This is a genomic window from Streptomyces sp. SAI-135 (assembly GCF_029893805.1).
Lineage (GTDB): Bacteria > Actinomycetota > Actinomycetes > Streptomycetales > Streptomycetaceae > Streptomyces.
The window spans coordinates 7,715,832-7,734,064 of sequence record NZ_JARXYP010000002.1 but is presented as its reverse complement, the minus strand read 5'-3'; the positions used below and the strand labels follow the sequence as shown (position 1 = coordinate 7,734,064).

Genomic DNA, 18,233 nt, shown 5'->3' with positions numbered 1-18,233 from the left:
GTTTCGGTGAGCGGGTTCAGATGATTCGGCGGGCCTTCTCACGCCGGTTCGCCCTGGCTTTTCGCCAGGCCTCGACCGCCTCGGTGACGAGTTCGGGGTGGCCCGCGAGGACTTCCCCGAGCGCCTGTGCCGCGTCGTCGGCGTCGGCGAGGTAGTCGATGGTCTGGGTGCCGCCGCGGGCCCGTACGACGTTGTCGCCGAGGACGGCGACCTTGCCGTCGGGCAGAGTGCGCGAGCACAGCAGGCTGCCGGTCAGCGGGGAGTCCTCGGCCGTCAGGTGGAAGTCGACGATCCACGCGTAGTCCGGGATGTCCAGCGGCTGCGAGGCGAAGCGGTACACCGGCGTCCACACCCCGTGGGCGTCGGCGCGCAGCAGGGTCGGGCCGTCGTCCTCGGCCACCACGCGGAACGTCCATCCGCCCTGTTCCGCCGGGGTGCCGGCGATGTCCAGCGGCTGCGGCGGGGAGAGCATGAGGAAGCCGACGTCCACGAGGTACGTGGTCCCTTCGACGGTGACCAGCAGCACCAGGTGGTCCCAGTGCGGCCACCACTCGCCGCTGACCCGCCACATCTGCGCGGCCACCAGCCGCACGTCGAAGCCGGCGGACCGCAGGAACGCGCCGAACAGCGGGGTGGCCTCCAGGCAGGTGCCGCCGCGCCGGCGGCGGACCAGCTTCTCGAAGATGTCGGCGTACTCCAGCGAGGGCCGGATCCCCTCGAGGGATTCGAGCATCTCGTAGGGGACGGCGCCGAGGTGGGCGGTGAGCAGGGCGCGCAGGCAGTCCGCGGTCGGCTCCACCGGCCCGGCGTAGCCGATCCGGTCCAGGTATTCCGGCCAGGGGAGACGGTCGGAATCCGCGGGCAAGGGGGAATGGGGCGCGAATTCCAAGGAGTTCTCCGATGGCTCGGGATGCGTCAGTCGGGCGGCTCGCTGAAACGCTGCCGGGATGAATTCTGGAAGAGCGGATTCGCGCTTATAAGACCCGACTGCCCTGCTCGATGGTGCACCCCGATGACGTCCCCGGCGGATGAGATTCGGGTACCTGGATCAGGTCTTGGCCGGCCTGCCCGGGCGCGCGACAGTACGGATGAAGCCCGGTGCCCGACGGTGCTCGGGTCCGCGACCCAGGAGAAGAGACCTATGGAGAGCAGGGCCGTGAAGGCCGACGTCCCGGCGCCGGCCGAACCGCCGGTGCCCCGCAGCGTGTTGTCCGTGCCGCCCGCGCTCGCGGACCGGCAGCTCGCGACGCGGATGGGCATCGAGATCGTGTCCTGGGACCCGGACCGGCTGGTCGGCACGATGCCCGTGGACGGCAACCAGCAGCCGTTCGGCTGGTTGCACGGCGGCGCCAACGCGGTGCTCGTCGAGACCCTCGGATCGGTCGCGGCCGGCCTCCACGTCGCACCGCGGGGCACGGTGGCCGGGCTCGAACTGTCCTGCACGCACCACCGCGCCGCCCGCAGCGGCCTGGTGACCGGTGTGTGCACCCCGCTCCAGCGGGGCGACCGGGTGGCCTCGTACCAGGTGTCCATCACCGATGACCAGGGGCGGCTGACCTGCACGGCCAGGCTGACCTGCCTGGTCTACAAGCGCTGAACCCGAGAGAGGCGAACGCATGTCGATGCACGTTGCGCGGCGGCCGGGCGGCGCGGGTGGCCGTGCCGCCTCCGTGGACGCCGCGCTCTTCCGCCGCACGATGGGCCTGCTGCCGACCGGCGTCACGGTCGTCACCGCGGGCAGCGGCGGCACGACCGAGGCGGTGACGGCGAGTTCGGTCACCTCCATCTCACTGGACCCGCCGCTGGTGCTGGTGAGCGTCGGCGCGACGGGCAGACTGCGCGGGGCGATCGAGGAGGCGGGCGGCTTCGCCGTGAACGTACTGGGTGAGGACCAGGCGGAGCTCTCCGCGGTGTTCGCCGGCCGGGACCGGCCGCGTGGCGACCTGGCGCAGGAGCGCCTGGGCGGCCGGATCGGCGACGGCGGGCACGCGCTGCTGGCGGGTGCGGTGTTCTCCCTGGAGTGCCGTACCGAGCACGTCTACCCGGGCGGCGACCACGTGCTGTTCCTCGGCCGGGTCGGCGCGGTGCACGCGGCCGACCCGGTCCGGCGTCCGCTCGTCCACCACCAGGGCGGTTACACCGTCCTTGGCCCCCGGCCCGCGCAGGCGAGGACCTGACCGATCCGTGAACCGACACGAGAAGGAGCACACCACTGTGGGACGTTCGGTACTGGTGACAGGCGGCAACCGCGGCATCGGCCTCGCGGTGGCCCGGCGGTTCGCCGCCAACGGCGACTCGGTGGCCGTCACCCACCGCGGCTCAGGCGCCCCGGAGGGTCTGCTCGGCGTCAAGTGCGATGTCACGGACGCCGAGCAGGTCGCCGAGGCGTTCGCGCAGGCGGAGACCGCGCACGGGCCGGTGGAGGTGCTGGTGGCGAACGCCGGCATCACCGATGACGGGCTGCTGATGCGGATGAGCGACGAGCAGTTCTCCCAGGTGCTGGAGACCAACCTCGGGGGTGCGTTCCGGGTGGCCCGCCAGGCGTCCGCCGACATGGTGCGCAGGCGTGGCGGGCGGATGGTGTTCCTGTCCTCGGTGGCCGGGCTGCGCGGCTCGGCCGGGCAGGCCAACTACGCGTCGAGCAAGGCGGGTATGGTGGGCCTCGCCAGGTCGCTGGCCCGCGAGTTCGGGCCGCGGTCGATCACCGTGAACGTGGTCGCGCCGGGTCTGGTGGACACCGAGATGACCGAGGGCCTCGGACAGCGGCGGCGCGAGCAGATCCTCAGCGAGGTGCCCCTGGGCCGCAGCGCGTCCGCCGAGGAGGTCGCCGAGGCGGTCTTCTGGCTGGCGTCGCCCCAGGCCGCGTACGTCACCGGGGCGGTCCTGCCGGTGGACGGCGGTCTCGGCATGGGCCACTGAGCACGCGCACCGCGCGAAGCCGGGCGGCGGCCCCCTCCCCGGGGGCCGCCGCCCGGCTTCGTGATCGGTGTTCCGGTGCTACTTGGTGGCGGGCGCCGGACGGCCGAGCAGGGTGGCGCCGTGCCGTTCGGCCCAGGCCCGGGTCTGTTGCGAGGTCCACTCCTGGGAGGCCTCGAGGCCGCGCAACGAGCCGTTGAAGCGGGGCGCGACGAATCGGGCGAGCAGTTCGAAACTGTGCTTCATACGGTCGCGGGGCGCCCAGTCCTGGACCGTGACCAGGAGCCGGCCGAAGCCGCCGGTGGCCTCCTGGACGCGTGCGACGGCCTCGATGGCGTCGTCCACGGAGCCGATGATCGCACCATGGTTGTCGACGGCCGTCTCCAGCGCCTTGCGGGCGTCGGCGCGTGAGAGCGCGATCGGCAGTCCGAGCGTCTGGGCCCAGTACTCGTTGCGGTAGCGCAGCCAGCCCTCCACCACGTCGCGGTAGGCGTCCTCCCGGGTCTCCGCGATGTGCACGGGCAGGGTGACGCGCCAGTCGGCACGGTCGGCGGTGCGGCCGTGCTCGGCGGCGGCCTCCTCGGCGTGCTCCCATTGCGCGCGCAGGTCGCTGGGCGAGGTGCCGGGGCGGGGGGTGCCGAGGGAGAGCACGCCGATGCCGTGCTGCCCGGCCAGCCGCATCCCGCTCGGCGAGGAGGCGCTGGAGACCGCCATGGGGATGCCGCCGGCCGACCAGGGGCGCAGCTGGAGGCGCGCGTCGCGCAGTTCGAACCAGTCGGTGCTCCGGGTCAGCGGCTCCTCGCTGCGCAGCAGGTGCAGGATCACCTCCAGGGCCTCGGCAGTACGCGGGCGGGTCTGCGCCGGGTCGATGCCGAGGATGTGCATGTCGGAGGGGAGCGAGCCGGCGCCGACGCCGAGCTGGAAGCGGCCCCGTGTCATGTGGTCGAGCTGCACGGCCCGCGAGGCCACCATGAACGGGTGGTGGTACGGCAGGCTGGTGACGCCGGTGCCGAGCCTGATGTGGCGGGTGCGCTCGGCTGCGGCGGCGATGAACAGCTCGGGCGAGGCGATCGTGCCCCAGCCGGCCGAGTGGTGCTCGCCCACCCAGAACTCGTCGTAGCCGAGCTGGTCGAGCCATTCGACCAGTTCCATGTCCCGCCACATGCTGAGGGTCGGGTCCTCGCCGAGCGGGTGCAGCGGTGAGAGGAACGCGCCGAAGCCGATCCGGTCCATCTGCGGACTCCTTCTGTGGTGTGTCAGTGGTTCGCGGCGGCGTACCGCGCCTGGTGTGCGGCGGCCCGGGCGAGCAGCGGCCTGATCTCGGGCTGGCCCAGGGCGAGGACCTCGAACTCAGGGGCCCGTTCCCGCTCCGGTGCCGCCTGGTCGGCGCGGGCGGGGGTGTTGGTGGCCTGGAGGTTCTGGAGGGCCTCGATGTAGGGGCGGCGGATCCGTTCGAACGCGTCGAAGCCGCCGGTGTCCTGGCCGGTCAGCGCCTGGTCGATGGCGTCCGTGAGGCACACGGCGTCCTGGAGGGAGGTGTTCATGCCCTGCCCCGCGAAGGCGTGCATCCCGTGTGCGCTGTCGCCGAGCAGGACGACGTTGCCCGCGCTCCACGTCCGCGCCCGAACCGAGTGGTGCTGGACGCGGCGTACCTGGTCCCAGTCGGTGATGTGCCGTGCGAACCAGTCGCCCAGCCGGGGCACCACGTCGGACCACACCTTCACCAGGCCCTCCACCGGCCCGTCGAGGACCGCGGCGGCGGCTGCCGCGTCGGTGATCCACACGATGACCAGGCCGTCCTCGCCGCGGCGGGTCTCCAGAAGGTAGCCGTGCGCGCCGAAGTGCGCCCGGGTCAGCTCGTCCCAGCCGGGCGGGATGGGCACGCCCGCGTCGAGGTAGCCGCCGCCGGACGCGGTGACCTCCGCGGGGATCCCGGCGAGCGCGCGGGTGGCGGAGTCGCGGCCGTCGGCCGCCAGGATGTACCCGGGCCGGTACTCGCGGGTGCCGTCGGGCGTACGTACGGTCAGGGTGCGGGTGCCGCCGGGGGTGCCGCCGAGCGACTCGACCTCGGCGCCCCACACCAGCGTCACGTTCGGCAGGGCGTCCAGCGCGGCGAGCATGCCGGCCAGCAGCGCGCCGGGCCGTATCGACAGCGCGTACGGGAGGGGGCTGCCGGGGAGTTCGTCGTACCGGTAGCTGCCCGCGAGGGCGCCGCCGAACCAGGCCTCGGCGCCGAGCATCCGGCCGGCTCCCTCGGCGGCGGCGGCGAGCAGTCCCGCCTGTTCGAGCAGGCCGAGGGTGACCGGCTGCACGATGACGGCCCCGCCGGCGGCCGGTGCGGCACCGGCGGGGTCGGGGCGGCGCTCCAGGACGACGACGCGCCGGCCCCGGCGGCCGAGCAGCAGCGCCGCCAGCAGTCCGGCCGGTCCGGCTCCGACGACGACGCAGTCGGGGGCGGTGTCGTCCCCGGCGGCGGGGGCGCGGCCGTGCGATGCGTGCGTGTTCAATGCGCAACCTTCCTGTGGTTCTCGGGTCGGTCAGGAGGTGGTGGGGCCGACCTGGAAGCGGTCGGGGCCGCTGCTGTGGACGAGCGCGCGGGTCACCCGGCCGCCGCTGACCCGTTCGGCGGCCTGCGCCGTCTCGACGAGGGCGCGCAGCCATCCGAAGGGCGCGCTCCACGGCACGGTTTCGTCGGCCGTGGGGCCCGGCTCGGCGGGCACGGACCTGAGTTCGGGCAGTCCCGGCGCGGTGCGGCGCAGCAGCAGGGCGACCGCCGCGTCACCGGCGGGCAGCGCGTCCAGGCCGTCCTCGGCGGCGGTCCGCTCGTGCACCCAGGTGGCCCGCTCCCCCGGCTCGGTCTCCACGCCGATCACCAGGACCTGTTCCACGTCGTCCTGGTCGAGCAGCAGGTCGGCGGTGCGCAGGGCGTCGGCGGCCAGGTCGCCGCCCGCCGAGAGGCAGGTGAGCTGCCCGGTGATGCCGTACCGCTTGGTGAGGTGACCGAGGATCGAGGTGGTGACGGACTGGAAGAACAGCAGCGGGCTGTGGACCTGGCCGGCGACCAGGCGCTGGGTGGCGGTGTCCGTGGTGGTGGTGTCGCCGTAGAGGGTGGCCAGCACGATCGCGGTACGCGGTCCGAGGTCGCCGACCAGGTCGTCGGGAGTGCCGGGGGTGCCCAGGCAGGCGGTGACCACGTCGTGGACGAGGGGGCTGAAGCGGGAGACGACGAAGCCGACCACCTTGGGCAGTTCGGTGTCGGCGGCGCCGGGCAGCCCGGCCGCCGCCTCCCCCCACGGGGTGCGGCAGGCGGCGCCGGCGATGGCGCGCGGCCGGGTGAGCGCGGTCGGCATACGGACGTCCTTCGTCGGCGGGGCCGGGTGGGGGGCGGCGGGTGTCATGGGCGCTCCAGCACGAGGGCGGCGTTGACCCCGCCGAACGCCGCGTTGAGGGAGAGCGCGTAGCGGGCCTCGGACGGGCGGGCCACGGACGGGATGTGTTCGAGGTCGCAGGCCGGGTCCGGCTCGGTCAGGCCCGCGGTGGGCGGCAGTACGCCGTCGCGCAGGGCGAGCAGGGTGATCACGGCCTCGACGGCGCCGGTGGCCTCCAGCATGTGGCCGGTGCTGCTCTTGGTGGAGCTGACCGGTACGGAGCCGGTGTGCGGTCCGAGGATGCGGTGCAGGGCGGCCGTCTCGGCGACGTCGTTGAGGGGGGTGCCGGTGCCGTGCGCGTTGACGTATCCCAGGCTCTCGGGCGGTATCCCGGCGCGGCGCAGCGCGGCCCCGGCCGCCGCGGCCAGGCCCAGGCCCTGCGGGTGCGGCTGGATGACGTGGTGGGCGTCGGCCGCCATGCCCCATCCGGCGACTCGGGCCTGCACCTCGGCCCCTCGGGCGCGGGCGCGGGCGGCGTCCTCCAGGACGAGTACGGCCACGCCGTCGCCCTGGAGGAGTCCGTCGCGGTCGGCGGCGAAGGGACGGACGCGGTCGCGGCGGCTGAGGGCCTTGCCGGAGTCGAACTTGGCGAACACGTCCTCGGTGACGAGGTAGGCGCCGCCGCAGACCACGGTGTGCGCGGCGCCGCTCGCGACGAGGGCCGCGCCGTGCGCGATCGCGTTGGTGGAGGCGACGCAGGCGTTGACGAAGGCAAGCCGGCTGCCGCCCAGGCCGTGGCGTTCGCCGAGCCGATGGGCGAGGCGGGCGGGCAGGCTGTCCAGCATGCGCCGGTCGGCGGGCCGGTGTCCGGCCGCGCTGTCCTCCCAGAAGGAACGGGCCGCCGCGTAGTCGCCGTTGGTGCCGAGCAGGACGGGCGCGCCGGCGGCGTCGGTGTCCGCCATCCGCAGCGCCTCCGCGGCGCACGCGTCCAGTACGTCGGCCTGGGCCGGGGTGTACCCGGGTTTGACCGGCACGTCCGGGACGGACGGCCCGTCGCCCTCGTAGGTCCCGGCGTACGCGGCCCGGTAGGGGGCCGGGTCGAAGCGGGTGACCGGCGAGAATCCGGGCCGTCCGGCGAACACGCCGTCGCGCAGGGCCTGGGCCCCGAACCCGAACGCGGTGAACACGCCGAACCCGGTGATCGCCACCTCATGCGTCATGGACGACCTCCTTGGCCGTGGTGCGGGTGAGCAGGCGGTGCAGCTCGGCCGCCGAGGTGCAGGAGGCGAGCTCCTCCTCGTCGTCAGGGCCGACGGTGATGCCGTGCTCCTCCTGCAGCAGGTGCACCAGCCAGACCAGAGTCATGGAGTCGAGTACGAACTCCTCGTCGGGGTCGGCGTCCTCGGCGAGGAAGCCGCACTCCCCGAGCATCCGTACGACGTCGTGGACGGAGATCACTGAGCGGCCCCTCCGGCGGCCACGCGGGAACGGCGCTCGACCACCACCGCGACGAGTTCGCCGAGCGTGGAGACGACCGCGGGATCGATCTCCGACTCCGGCAGCTCGATGTCGTACTCGCCCTCCAGCTGGAGCATCAGCTCGATGGTGGCGAGGGATTCCAGGCCGAGGCCGGCGTCACCGAGGGGGGTGCTGTCGTCGACACGGTCCGGGAGGGGCAGGTTGATCACGTCGCGCACCACGGTCAGGACGAACGCGCGGGTTTCCTCATGCATGAGTGGTTCCTTCGGCAGCGGGTGGACAGGGCGGGAGGTGCCGGGCGCGTCGGGCGCCCGCTCACCGCACGACGGCCGGGACCCGGCCGGTGAGCAGCTCCGCGGAGTCGGGCAACCCGTGGATCACCGAGGCGAGTTCACGGACCGCCTTGACGGGCTCGGGGTGCTGGAAGACGCCGCGGCCGACGGCGAGGCCGCCTGCTCCGGCGGCCATCGCGGCAGCGGCGAACTCGTTGAGCGCGGTGCCCGCGGGACCGCCCGCGAGCAGCACCGGTATGGGGCAGCTCTCGACGATCTCGGCGAGCCGCTCGAACGGCCGCGGCCACGAGGTCTTGACGAGGGTGGCGCCGAGGTCGGCGGCCACGTTCACCACGTGGGCGAGCAGTGCCGGGTCGTGCGGATCGGTGACGCGCGGGCCGCGCGGGTAGGCCATGGCCAGCAGCGGGACGTTCCAGCGCTGGCAGGCCTCGGCGACCGAGCCGAGGTCGGAGAGCTGCGCCGCCTCGCTGTCGGAGCCGATGTTGACGTGGACGCTCACCGCGTCGGCGCCCAGCCGGACCGCCTCCTCGACGTCGCCGACCAGGACCTTGGCGTCACCGTCGAGCGCGTGCGGGGTGCTCGCGCTGAGGTGGACGACGAGGGCGCACTCGCGCAGCAGCCGGGGATCGACCGTTCTGGCCCGGCCCTTGTGCACGACGATCGCGTCGGCGCCGCCGGCCACCACGTCGCCCACCAGCCCGTTGAATCGGGCGGCGTCGACGATCGGCCCGTCGGCCACCGAGTGGTCCATCGGCACGAAGAGGAAGCGCCCGTCCCGGTGCCGGGAGAGCCGGGCCAGCCGAACGGCGAGCCCGTCGGACCGTGCAGTCATACTCCATCAACTCCTGGTTTCCGTTCGGATGTCGCCGCACCTCGGCGGGCAACTGGAGTCTGGCGCGGGAGCCGTGACACGGCAGCCCCCGAATGGAGCGTCTGTAGGGCGGCCGCGGGCAGCGCGATGGAGGTAGCCGTACAGGCAGGTGGGACCCCGCCGGTGCGGAGCCCGGTCGAGCAGTCCTATCGAGCATGGGGGGCGCGGACGCCCGATGCGAGGGTTCTGGCAGTCAGCGAGCCGACCGTAGGGATGGTAGTTGTGAAATTCGCTTGGGTTGATCTCCGCTCCGTCGCCGCCGACCGGCGGGAGTCGATCGTCGACGCCACGGTCCATGCCCGGCTGGCCGGTGTGCTGGACGACCGGCTGGAGACACTCGCGCTCCTGCCGCCGACGGTGCAGAAGCTGCTGGTCACCGAGGACGGCGCGACGCTCGCGCCGGAGGCCGCCGACGTCGCCGACGTGGTGCTGACCCGGATCGGGACCATGGCGGAGCTGGACAAGCTGAAGCTGTCGGCGGCGGACCGGCCCGACCGCTGCGGCGCGTTCGTCGAGGTGGTCGACGACCCGACGCTGCGGGTGGCGTGCGCTGCCGCGCAGGCGCTGGAGTACACGGTGGTCAAGTTCCGCGACCCCACGAAGATCCCGCTGGAGATCGTGATCGCCGCGGCCGACAAGTCCCCGGGGCGCCTGATCTGCGAGGCGGGCAGCCTGGAGGAGGCCGGCATCATCGTCGACGTTCTGGAGAAGGGCTCGGACGGTCTGCTGCTGGCCCCCGAGGACGCCAACGACATCTTCGGTCTGACGACGCTGCTGGCCAGCAGCACCCCCGACCTGGACCTGACCACGCTGACCGTGGAGTCCATCGAGCACAACGGGCTCGGCGACCGGGTGTGCGTCGACACCTGCACGCACTTCGAGAAGGACGAGGGCATCCTGGTCGGCTCGTACGCGCACGGCTTCGTGCTGTGCGTGAGCGAGACGCACCCGCTGCCGTACATGCCGACCAGGCCGTTCCGGGTGAACGCCGGCGCGCTGCACTCGTACGTGCTGGGCGCGGACAACCGGACGAACTACCTCAGCGAGCTCAAGGCGGGCAGCACGGTCCTCGGTGTCACCGCCGACGGGCGGACCCGGCGGATCGTGGTGGGCCGGGTGAAGCTGGAGTCGCGTCCGCTGCTGACGGTCCGGGCGCGTTCGGAGAGCGGTGTCGAGGTCAGTCTGACGCTCCAGGACGACTGGCACGTACGGGTCCTCGGTCCGGGCGCGACGGTGCTGAACTGCACCGAGCTGAAGCCCGGCGACAAGCTGCTGGGCTACCTCGCCACCGACAAGCGGCACGTCGGATGGCCGGTGGGCGAGTTCTGCATCGAGAAGTGACCGACGCGCGAGGTACCGCCGGCATCCGCCCCGACGGGATGCCGGTCCTCGCCTCAACGTCCGCGCTCCGCACGGAGCCTGACGGAAGGGATGACGCGATGGCTGCCGCCACGGACTTCGACTCCTGGCTCGCCGCTCTCCTGTCGGACCGGGAACGTTTCGACGAGGTGTGGGCCCACGGGGAGACCGTGGTGACCCGGCACCGGCTGCGCGCCGGGACCGAGCGCGCGGCTGCGGCCCTCGGGGCGCACGGCGTCAGGGGCGGCAGCACGGTCGCCGTCCAGGTACCGCCGAGCTTCACCCTGCTGTGGTCGGTGTTCGCGCTGTGGTCGGCGGGCGCGCAGGTGATGCTGTTCGACCCGCGGTTGACGGCCGCCGAGACGACCCGGCTGCTGGAGCTGTGCGAGCCGCAGTTCCATCTGACCTCCTCCCGTGGGGGCCGGCCCATGGCCGTCTTCCGGGACGAGTGCGAGGTGGTCGTGGAGCGTCGCCGGACCGGCCGGCCGGCGCAGAGCGACCACGCGCTGCTCCAGTTCAGTTCGGGTTCGACCGGGCTGCCCAAGGTGATCGGCCGGTCCGGGCGGTCGCTGCTCGCGGAGGTGGAGCGGTTCGCCGACCTGCCCGACATGCCCAAGCGGGGCGAGAACCTGCTGCTGCTCAGCTCGTTGATGCACTCCTTCGGGCTGATCGGGGGTGTGCTGCATGCCCTGTCGGCCGGGGTGGCGCTGCACTTCGCGGCCCGCCCGCAGCCCTTCGAGCTGCTGAAGCTGATGGCGGAGCGTCCGGTGGACGCGGTGTTCGGGGTGCCGGTCCACTTCGACCTGCTGAGCCGGACGGCCGCGCCGCCACCGCTGCCCGCGCTGCGGCTCGCGGTCTCCGGCGGCGAGATGCTGTCGGGTGAGGTCTTCGACCGGTTCGCGCGGCGCTACGGCGTCCGGGTGGGCCAGGCGTACGGGATGACCGAGGCCGGGATCATCGCCACCGACCTGACGGGACGTCATGGCCCGCCCGTGGTGGGGCTTCCGGCGCCCGGCGTCGAGACGGCCGTGGTCGACGGGACCCTGCGGGTGCGCCTGGCGGAGGACCCCTATCTGCACACGGACCGCGCCGAGCGGTTCACGGACGGCTGGCTCAACACGTACGACCGGTGCCGGGCGCAGCCGGGTTCGGGGGTCCTGGAGATCAACGGGCGGGCCGACTCGGTGGTCGCCGTCGGAGGGCTGAAGGTCGATCTCACGGAGGTCGAGGCGGTGCTCGCCGGCCATCCCGAGGTCGGTGAGGCCGTTGTGGTCTTCGGCGAGGCGATCGAGGCGCATGTGGTGGTCAAGGGGTCGCTCGGCAAGAGCGCGTTGCTGGACTGGTGCCGGGGCCGGCTCAGCGCGCACAAGATTCCCAAGGTGTTCCACTTCAGCGCGGCGGCGCTGCCGCGCACCAGCAACGGGAAGCTGATCCGCAACCGCGAACTGCTGCACGCGGCGCGGGAGAAGGGCCGTCAGGCGGTGATCCGGTGATCGACACGGCGTTCGTGGGCAGCAGGTCCGTGCCCTTCACGGCGGACGTGGAGCGCGGCAGGCTGCGGATGTTCAACGAGGTCGTGGGGGCGCCCGGGGCGGAGTTCACCGACCTGGACGCCGCCCGGCGGGCCGGGCACCCGGACCTGCCGGTGCCGCCGACCTTCCTGTTCGGCCTCGACCTCGCGGACCCGTCGGATCTCCTGGCCGAGATGGGCGTGGACCTCGACCGGGTGCTCCACGTGGAGCAGGGCTTCGTCTACCACCGCCCGGCGTACGCGGGCCAGACCCTCACCTTCGCGCCGGTCATCACGGACATCAGGGCCCGCGGGGCACTGGAGTTCGTGGTGCGCGACACGGCGGTGACGGGTCCCGGCGGGGAGCCGGTGGCGGACCTGCACCAGGTGATCGCGGTACGGCCGGCGAGCCGGGGCGGGGAGGGGGCATGAGCGTGTTCTCCCCCGCCTCGGCCGAGGTCGGCACCGAACTGCCCGAACTTCCGGGCGTGCGGGTCACGCGGACGCTGCTGGCGTTGTTCGCGGGCGCGTCCGGTGACCACAACCCGATCCACATCGACTCGGACGCGGCCCGTGCGGCCGGTCTGGACGACGTGATCGCGCACGGCATGCTGTCCATGGCGCTGCTGGGCCGTCTGCTGACGACCTGGGTACCGGTCCAGGACCTGCTGTCGTTCAAGGTCCGCTTCTCGGCGCCCACCCCGGTCCACGCCGTGCTGCGCTGCACGGCCCGCGTCACCGCGATCGACGAGGACGAGGGGGTGCGCCGGGCCCGGCTGTCCGTCACCGTACGGATCGAGGACGGTCCGGTCACCGTGCGCGGCGAGGCCTGCGTACGCCTCCCGGACCACAGGGCGGAGCGGTGAGCGGGGTGCGGTCGGCCGAGGAGCGGGTGACGCGGCAGCACGAGTACATCGGGGAGCTGGACCGGTCGCTGATCGATCTCGTCGTCCGGCGCAGCGAGGCCGCGGCGGAACTCGCCTCGCTGAGCCGCCGGCTCGGCTCGCCCGGTGTGGAACTGGCCCGGGAGAACGCCGTACTGCGCCTCTACCACTCGGCGCTCGGCCGCCCGGGCACCTCGCTGGCGCTGCTGCTGCTGGGTCTGGGGCGGCGTGAAACCCTGCCGGCGGGCGAGGAGGAGGCGCACGACTGAGGTGGGGCGCGGAAACCGGGGCCGGGCACGCACGGACGTGCCCGGCCCCGGTGCTGTGAGCGTCCCCGCATTCGGGAGGAGCCCCACCCCGGAGCTGTAAGCGGCCATGCCCACCGGACAGGCCCCGCCCCGCAGCTGTAAGCGACCCCGACTACCGGGCAGGCCCCGCCCCCGCGCTGTGAGCAGCCCCCGCCCACCCGACAGGCCCCGCCCCGCAGCTGTAAACGACCCCGACCATCGGGCAGGCCCCGCCCCCACGCTGTGAGCAGCCCCACCCACCCGACAGGCCCCGCCCCGCAGCTGTAAACGGCCCCGACTACCCGACGAGACCCGCCCCCGCAGCCGTAAGCAGCCCCGCCCACCCGACAGGCCCCGCCCGGTCCCCGGCGAAGCCTGCATCCGGGCTCGTCCCGACCGCCCCGATGGGTCGGGACGGGCCTTTCGTCATCACCTGCCGGGGCCGCCCGGCCGCCCCGGCCGGCCACTGGCATCGGTCGGGCACAGCCATGTTCCGTGCGGGGTCGGTGTCTCCCCCGGGCGTGGCCGGCGCCGGAGTTCGTACCGCTGCGTTCGTTCGCACGGGTTCCCGCACGGGATGGGCATGCCCCGAGTCCGCCGCGAGGAAGAGGAGCCGCCAGGGCACGAGGACGCGACGGAAGGGCGGCGCGGCCCGGACCGTGAGGTCCGTCCGGCCGCGCCGCCCGCCGCGAAGGTCGGTCCGGGAGGTCAGACGGCGGCTTCGCCGAGCTGCGCGGGCTCGGCAGCCGGCGACGGCGCTTCGTGCGGCTGCCTGCTCGGCAGCACCATGCACGGCAGCAGGGCGAGGACCGTCAGCCCCAGCGCCCACCAGAACGTCGTGGAGAAGGCCCCCGACAAGGAGTGCGCGATGTCGCTGTCCGGCAGCACCTGGGTCAACCCGGCGGCGCGGCCGTCCAGTTCGGTGGTCGCGCGCTGCTGGAGCACCACCGCGAGCGCGGCCGTGCCCACCGAGGCGCCGATCCGCTGGAAGATGTTGAAGGCGCTGGTCGCGTGCGGCACCGTGGCGGCCTCGAGGTTCGAGTAGGCGGTGGTCATGCAGGGGAGCATGGCCGCGCCGAAGCCGAAGCCACGGATCACCATCGACGAGCAGAGCAGGACCTTGCTGCTGTCGGCGGTGATCAGACCGAACGGAAGGGTCGCGACGGCCGCGAGGACGACACCGCCGATCGAGACCGACCGCGCACCGTACATGGCGGTGAGCCGGCCGACCACCACGATGGCGAGGAAGTAGCCGATGCTCTGCGGCATCAGCAGCAGACCCGACTCCATCACGTCCGCGCCGCGCACGAGTTGGAAGTACAGCGGCAGAGGGATCATGGCGCCGAACATCGCCATGCTGAGGAAGAACGTCGCGGCCGTGCCACTGGTGAAGTTGCGCTCCCGCAGCAGCCGCAGGTCCATCAGCGGCGCGAAGCGGGTCCGCAGCGCGTGCACGCTGAAGGCCGCGATCAGCAGGACACCGGCGATCAGTCCGGCGAGCGTGCGGCCGTTGCCGAAGCCGCCCTCCTCACCGACCTCCGACAGGCCGTACAGGAAGGCCCCGAGGCCGGGCGCCAGCAGGACCAGACCCAGCACGTCCAGGCGGGAGCGGCCGGGCACGACCACGTTGCTGATCTTCATCAGGGACAGCGCGATGGTGATCAGGCCGAGGGGCAGGTTGAGGTAGAAGATCCAGCGCCAGCCGATGTCGTCGATGACGACTCCGCCGAGCGTCGGTCCGACGACCGGGGCGAACATGGCCGGGATGGAGACGATGCCCATCAGCCTGCCCAGCCGCTTGGTGCCCGCGGCCTGCGCCAGCAGCGACTGACCGACCGGCATCACCAGACCGCCCCCGATGCCCTGGAGCACGCGGAAGAGGATCAGGCTCTCCACCGACCAGGACAGCCCCGCGAGCAACGAACCGGCGAGGAAAACCACCTGGGAGAAGAGCCAGGTCTGCTTGGCGCCGAAACGCTCGATGGCCCAGCCACTGAGTGGGATGGTCATGCACAGAGCCAGCAGATAGCCGGTCACGGACCACTGGACGGCGGACAGTTCGGCGTCGAACTCCTTGGCGAGCGTACCGACGGCGACGTTCACGATCGTGCTGTCCAGGAGGGTGGCGAACCCGCCCAGCACCAGGATGCCGGTGAGCCACCACAGATCGGGGCCGATGCGGTCGGAGTCGTCCGCGGCCACCGGCGGCGCCGCGTTGTCCTTGCTCATGGGTGTGGGTGTCCATTCTCTTCCGAGGATCGTCGGCCCCGATCGTTCCACGACACCTGTCGTCTGTGCAACACGTGTCGTCGAATGGTGTCCGCCTATCGGTCAGAAGCCGCTGAGCCGCCACCGACCAGGGCCGCCAGCTCGCGCTTGAGGACCTTTCCACTGGGTCCGAGCGGGAAGGAGTCGACGAACTCCACTCGTCGGGGGTACTTGTAGGCGGCGAGACGTTCCCGGCTCCAGGCCACGATCCGCTGGGCGAGCGGCGGCCCGGCCGTCACGCCGGGCCGCGCCACGACCACCGCGCACACCTCCTCGCCGTACCGCTCGTCGGGCAGGCCGATGACCGCGACCTGCGCGACGGCCGGGTGGTGCACGAGTACCTCCTCGATCTCGCGCGGGTACACGTTGTAGCCGCCGCGCACCACCATGTCCTTCTTGCGGTCCACCACCGACAGATAGCCGTCCTCGTCCTTGACACCGAGGTCGCCCGACCGGAACCAGCCGTCCACCAGCACCTCGGCGGTCGCCTCGGGGCGCCCCAGGTACCCGGCCATCACGTTGTGGCCGCGGACCACGATCTCGCCCACCGTGCCCGCCGCCACGAGTTCGATCCGGCCCTCCACGTCGGCCCGTGCGATCTCGGCCTCGACACCCCGGATCGGCATCCCCACCGTGCCCGGCCGGGTCGGCCAGGCCTTTTGGTTGTACGCCACCACAGGGGACGTCTCGGTGAGTCCGTAGCCCTCGTACACCGGGCAGCCGAAGGTCCGCTCGACCTCGTCGAGCACCTTGACCGGCAGCGCGGAGCCACCGGAGTAGGCCCGGTCGAGCGGGGGCCGCCGGGGTTCGTGCCGCGCCGCCTCGAGCAGCGCCAGGTACATCGTGGGTACGCCCATGAACACCGTGCAGCCGTGGCGGATCATCAGCTCGAGGGCGGGCTCGGCGTCGAACCGCTCCATCAGCACCATGGTCGCCCCGGCCCGGAAGCAGGTGCTCATCGCGCAGACCAGCCCGAAGGTGTGGAACAGCGGCAGGCAGCCGAGCAGTACGTCGGCGGGCCGGAAGTCGAACGGCGAGACCACACCGACCTCGACGTTGCTCACGATGTTGCGGTGCGTCAGCATCGCACCCTTGGGGCGGCCGGTGGTGCCCGAGGTGTAGAGGACCACCGCGAGGTCGCCCGGCTCGCGCGGCGTCCAGCCGTCGGCCGGCTCCGCCCGGTCGGCCAGCGCGTCCAGCCGGGGCGCGTCCGCGGCCCGCGGCGCCAGTACCGTGACCAGCGGCACCCCGGCGAGCTCCGCGCCCGGCGCGCCCTCGGTCAGCAGCGCCCCCTCGCACACCAGGACCGAGGCGCCGCAGTCGCGCAGCACGTAGTCGATCTCGGACGCCTTGAGCAGCGCGTGCACGGGGACCACGACCGCGCCGCACGTCAGCGCCCCGAAGTGGACGGCCGGGAACTCGGGCGAGTTCCCGATCAGCAGCGCCACTCGGTCCCCCGGACCGACGCCGAGACCGGCCAGGGCCGCAGCGTACTTCCTGGCGCGTTGCCACAGCCGCTCGTACGTCACCCGCTCGTCACCGAACACGACAGCCGGGTGGTCCGGGCGCCGGGTCGCGGAATCGGCGAGGATCGCCGCCACCGACAGGGACATGGGACCTCCGCTCAGCAGTGTTCGACGTGCGCTCTCGCGCGCGGCGCCCCGGCCTCGGAGCCGGGGCGCCGTGCAGGGCGGTACCGGTCACAGGGTGTGCGCGGTCCGCGTCCTGGCGATGTCCAGCTCCTGCCAGATGCCGCCGAGCGCCTCGGCGAACTTCTCCACGTCACTGGTGGTGTGGGTGGCCGAGGGCGCGACCCGCAGGATCTCCTCGCCGGCCCGGACACTGGGCGCGTTGATGGCCTGGACGTAGATGCCGTGCCGCTCCAGCAGGAGGGCGGAGGCCCGTCGGCACAGGGCGTCGTCGCCGACGAAGACGGACACGATGTGCGACATCGGCGAGATGTAGGGGATGCCCCGCTCGTCCAGCAGGCGGTGCAGCAACCTGGCGTTGTCCCGGAGCCGGTCCCGCTCCTCCTCGCTCGCGCGCAGGTGACGGACGGCGGCGAGCGCGCCTGCGGCCAGCGCCGGGGGCAGCGAGGTGGTGAAGATGAACGAGCGCGAGAAGCTGCGGACCGCGTCGATCAGCGGGGCGGGTCCGGCGATGTAACCCCCGGAGGTGCCGAACCCCTTGGCCAGCGTGCCCATGACGACGGTGAACTCGTCGGCGATGCCCTCGCGGGCGGCGATCCCGGCACCCTCGGGTCCGTACATGCCGACCGCGTGCACCTCGTCGATGAACGTCGTCGCGCCGTAGCGCCGGGCGAGGGCGGAGATGTCCTTCAGCGGGGCCACGTCGCCGGACATCGAGTACACCGACTCCAGGACGATCATCTTGGGCCGCTCGGGGTCGGCGGCGGCGAGCAGTTCTTCCAGGTGTGCCACGTCGTTGTGGCGGAAGATGCGCTTCTCGGCGCGGCTGTGGCGCAGCCCGTCGATGATGGAGGCGTGGTTCAGCTCGTCGGAGAAGACCAGCGTGCCGGGCATCCGCCCGGCCAGGACGGACAGCGCGCCGTCGTTCGCGGTGTAGCCGGAGCTGAAGATCAGGGCGCTCTCCTTGCCGTGCAGCGCCGCGAGTTCGTTCTCCAGCAGGACGTGGTAGTGGTTGGTGCCGCCGATGTTGCGCGAGCCGCCGGAGCCCGCGCCGAACGCGTCGAGGGCGGTGCGCATCGCATCGAGCACGGCGGGGTGCTGTCCCATGCCGAGGTAGTCGTTGCTGCACCAGACGCTGATGTCGAGGTCGCGGCCGTCGCCCGCGGTCCGGGCCGTGGCGCTGGGGAACCGCCCTGCGCGGCGGCCGATCTCCAGGAAGGACCGCTTGCTGTCGGCGAACTCCCTCATCTCGCTCGCAAAGAAGTCCAGATGCTGGGTCATGGTGCGAACTCGCTTTCTGGTAAGGGACGTTGAACCTTCACCGGCATCCGAGGAACCGGGCGAGAAGG

General features: G+C 72.8%; 19 protein-coding genes. 8 read left to right on the top strand and 11 right to left on the bottom strand.

The genetic code is table 11. The features are described 5' to 3' along the window. Window positions 1-16 precede the first annotated feature (16 nt). Window positions 17-865, bottom strand: a complete 849-nt coding sequence (locus M2163_RS39345; protein WP_280896376.1) for an arylamine N-acetyltransferase — start codon at window positions 863-865, stop codon at window positions 17-19. A gap of 276 nt (window positions 866-1,141) precedes the next feature. On the opposite strand from M2163_RS39345, the gene M2163_RS39340 reads away from it, so the two are divergent. The 3 genes from M2163_RS39340 to fabG are packed head-to-tail and all read left to right on the top strand — an operon-like array spanning window position 1,142 to window position 2,919. Beyond that, a complete protein-coding gene (locus M2163_RS39340) occupies window positions 1,142-1,597 on the top strand; it encodes a hotdog fold thioesterase (protein ID WP_280848137.1) in 456 nt (151 codons plus the stop codon). A 19-nt stretch (window positions 1,598-1,616) separates the two neighbouring features. Beyond that, the gene (locus M2163_RS39335; RefSeq protein WP_280896375.1) at window positions 1,617-2,177 is read left to right on the top strand and encodes a flavin reductase family protein; all 561 of its coding nucleotides are present in this window, start codon (window positions 1,617-1,619) and stop codon (window positions 2,175-2,177) included. A gap of 37 nt (window positions 2,178-2,214) precedes the next feature. After that, window positions 2,215-2,919, top strand: coding sequence for a 3-oxoacyl-ACP reductase FabG (gene fabG, locus M2163_RS39330; protein WP_123994010.1), 705 nt, complete (start codon window positions 2,215-2,217; stop codon window positions 2,917-2,919). Window positions 2,920-2,997: 78 nt separating this feature from the next. On the opposite strand, the gene M2163_RS39325 is transcribed toward fabG, so the two are convergent. From M2163_RS39325 to M2163_RS39295, 7 genes are all read right to left on the bottom strand, one after another. Then, window positions 2,998-4,149 carry an LLM class flavin-dependent oxidoreductase gene (locus M2163_RS39325; protein ID WP_280848140.1) on the bottom strand — a complete coding sequence of 384 codons (1,152 nt, stop codon included), beginning with the start codon at window positions 4,147-4,149 and terminating at the stop codon, window positions 2,998-3,000. Window positions 4,150-4,172: 23 nt separating this feature from the next. After that, window positions 4,173-5,423, bottom strand: a complete 1,251-nt coding sequence (locus tag M2163_RS39320) for an NAD(P)/FAD-dependent oxidoreductase (protein ID WP_280896374.1) — start codon at window positions 5,421-5,423, stop codon at window positions 4,173-4,175. Between the two features lie 30 nt (window positions 5,424-5,453). Then, a complete protein-coding gene (locus M2163_RS39315; protein ID WP_280848142.1) occupies window positions 5,454-6,314 on the bottom strand; it encodes a beta-ketoacyl synthase chain length factor in 861 nt (286 codons plus the stop codon). Further along, entirely contained in the window at window positions 6,311-7,504 is a 1,194-nt protein-coding gene (locus M2163_RS39310; RefSeq protein ID WP_280848143.1) for a beta-ketoacyl-[acyl-carrier-protein] synthase family protein, read from the bottom strand. The genes M2163_RS39315 and M2163_RS39310 overlap by 4 nt, the downstream gene beginning before the upstream one ends. After that, window positions 7,494-7,742, bottom strand: a complete 249-nt coding sequence (locus M2163_RS39305) for a hypothetical protein (protein WP_280848144.1) — start codon at window positions 7,740-7,742, stop codon at window positions 7,494-7,496. The genes M2163_RS39310 and M2163_RS39305 overlap by 11 nt, the downstream gene beginning before the upstream one ends. After that, window positions 7,739-8,017: a phosphopantetheine-binding protein gene (locus M2163_RS39300; protein ID WP_123994015.1), complete on the bottom strand. Its 279-nt coding sequence runs from the start codon at window positions 8,015-8,017 to the stop codon at window positions 7,739-7,741. Before M2163_RS39300 ends, M2163_RS39305 begins: the two co-directional genes overlap by 4 nt. Window positions 8,018-8,078: 61 nt before the next feature. After that, the gene (locus M2163_RS39295) at window positions 8,079-8,888 is read right to left on the bottom strand and encodes a 2-amino-3,7-dideoxy-D-threo-hept-6-ulosonate synthase (protein ID WP_280848145.1); all 810 of its coding nucleotides are present in this window, start codon (window positions 8,886-8,888) and stop codon (window positions 8,079-8,081) included. A gap of 261 nt (window positions 8,889-9,149) precedes the next feature. Here M2163_RS39295 and M2163_RS39290 point away from each other — a divergent pair, with 261 nt between their 5' ends. The 5 genes from M2163_RS39290 to M2163_RS39270 all read left to right on the top strand — a co-directional run bounded on the left by M2163_RS39290 (window position 9,150) and on the right by M2163_RS39270 (window position 12,949). Beyond that, window positions 9,150-10,268: a 3-dehydroquinate synthase II gene (locus M2163_RS39290; RefSeq protein ID WP_123994017.1), complete on the top strand. Its 1,119-nt coding sequence runs from the start codon at window positions 9,150-9,152 to the stop codon at window positions 10,266-10,268. Between the two features lie 98 nt (window positions 10,269-10,366). Then, on the top strand, window positions 10,367-11,779 hold the full coding sequence (locus tag M2163_RS39285) for a class I adenylate-forming enzyme family protein (protein ID WP_280848146.1): 1,413 nt from the start codon (window positions 10,367-10,369) through the stop codon (window positions 11,777-11,779). Then, entirely contained in the window at window positions 11,776-12,228 is a 453-nt protein-coding gene (locus M2163_RS39280) for a MaoC family dehydratase N-terminal domain-containing protein (RefSeq protein ID WP_280896373.1), read from the top strand. Before M2163_RS39285 ends, M2163_RS39280 begins: the two co-directional genes overlap by 4 nt. Next, window positions 12,225-12,662: a MaoC/PaaZ C-terminal domain-containing protein gene (locus M2163_RS39275; RefSeq protein ID WP_280896372.1), complete on the top strand. Its 438-nt coding sequence runs from the start codon at window positions 12,225-12,227 to the stop codon at window positions 12,660-12,662. The genes M2163_RS39280 and M2163_RS39275 overlap by 4 nt, the downstream gene beginning before the upstream one ends. Further along, window positions 12,659-12,949: a chorismate mutase gene (locus tag M2163_RS39270; RefSeq protein ID WP_280896371.1), complete on the top strand. Its 291-nt coding sequence runs from the start codon at window positions 12,659-12,661 to the stop codon at window positions 12,947-12,949. The genes M2163_RS39275 and M2163_RS39270 overlap by 4 nt, the downstream gene beginning before the upstream one ends. A 726-nt stretch (window positions 12,950-13,675) precedes the next feature. Here the strand turns inward: M2163_RS39270 and M2163_RS39265 are convergent. The 3 genes from M2163_RS39265 to hemA all read right to left on the bottom strand — a co-directional run bounded on the left by M2163_RS39265 (window position 13,676) and on the right by hemA (window position 18,165). Next, window positions 13,676-15,196: a DHA2 family efflux MFS transporter permease subunit gene (locus tag M2163_RS39265; RefSeq protein ID WP_280896370.1), complete on the bottom strand. Its 1,521-nt coding sequence runs from the start codon at window positions 15,194-15,196 to the stop codon at window positions 13,676-13,678. Between the two features lie 95 nt (window positions 15,197-15,291). After that, window positions 15,292-16,848: a long-chain fatty acid--CoA ligase gene (locus tag M2163_RS39260; RefSeq protein ID WP_280896369.1), complete on the bottom strand. Its 1,557-nt coding sequence runs from the start codon at window positions 16,846-16,848 to the stop codon at window positions 15,292-15,294. 87 nt (window positions 16,849-16,935) lie between these two features. Then, entirely contained in the window at window positions 16,936-18,165 is a 1,230-nt protein-coding gene (gene hemA / locus M2163_RS39255) for a 5-aminolevulinate synthase (protein ID WP_280854032.1), read from the bottom strand. Window positions 18,166-18,233 lie beyond the last annotated feature (68 nt).

What these genes read in the sequence shown, in the direction of transcription:
- M2163_RS39340 (WP_280848137.1), top strand. Translation starts at nt 1,142, where the DNA reads ATGGAGAGCAGGGCCGTGAAGGCCGACGTCCCGGCGCCGGCCGAACCG.
- M2163_RS39335 (WP_280896375.1), top strand. Translation starts at nt 1,617, where the DNA reads ATGTCGATGCACGTTGCGCGGCGGCCGGGCGGCGCGGGTGGCCGTGCC.
- M2163_RS39325 (WP_280848140.1), bottom strand. Translation starts at nt 4,149, where the DNA reads ATGGACCGGATCGGCTTCGGCGCGTTCCTCTCACCGCTGCACCCGCTC.
- M2163_RS39315 (WP_280848142.1), bottom strand. Translation starts at nt 6,314, where the DNA reads ATGACACCCGCCGCCCCCCACCCGGCCCCGCCGACGAAGGACGTCCGT.
- M2163_RS39310 (WP_280848143.1), bottom strand. Translation starts at nt 7,504, where the DNA reads ATGACGCATGAGGTGGCGATCACCGGGTTCGGCGTGTTCACCGCGTTC.
- M2163_RS39300 (WP_123994015.1), bottom strand. Translation starts at nt 8,017, where the DNA reads ATGCATGAGGAAACCCGCGCGTTCGTCCTGACCGTGGTGCGCGACGTG.
- M2163_RS39295 (WP_280848145.1), bottom strand. Translation starts at nt 8,888, where the DNA reads ATGACTGCACGGTCCGACGGGCTCGCCGTTCGGCTGGCCCGGCTCTCC.
- M2163_RS39285 (WP_280848146.1), top strand. Translation starts at nt 10,367, where the DNA reads ATGGCTGCCGCCACGGACTTCGACTCCTGGCTCGCCGCTCTCCTGTCG.
- M2163_RS39275 (WP_280896372.1), top strand. Translation starts at nt 12,225, where the DNA reads ATGAGCGTGTTCTCCCCCGCCTCGGCCGAGGTCGGCACCGAACTGCCC.
- M2163_RS39265 (WP_280896370.1), bottom strand. Translation starts at nt 15,196, where the DNA reads ATGAGCAAGGACAACGCGGCGCCGCCGGTGGCCGCGGACGACTCCGAC.
- M2163_RS39260 (WP_280896369.1), bottom strand. Translation starts at nt 16,848, where the DNA reads ATGTCCCTGTCGGTGGCGGCGATCCTCGCCGATTCCGCGACCCGGCGC.
- hemA (WP_280854032.1), bottom strand. Translation starts at nt 18,165, where the DNA reads ATGACCCAGCATCTGGACTTCTTTGCGAGCGAGATGAGGGAGTTCGCC.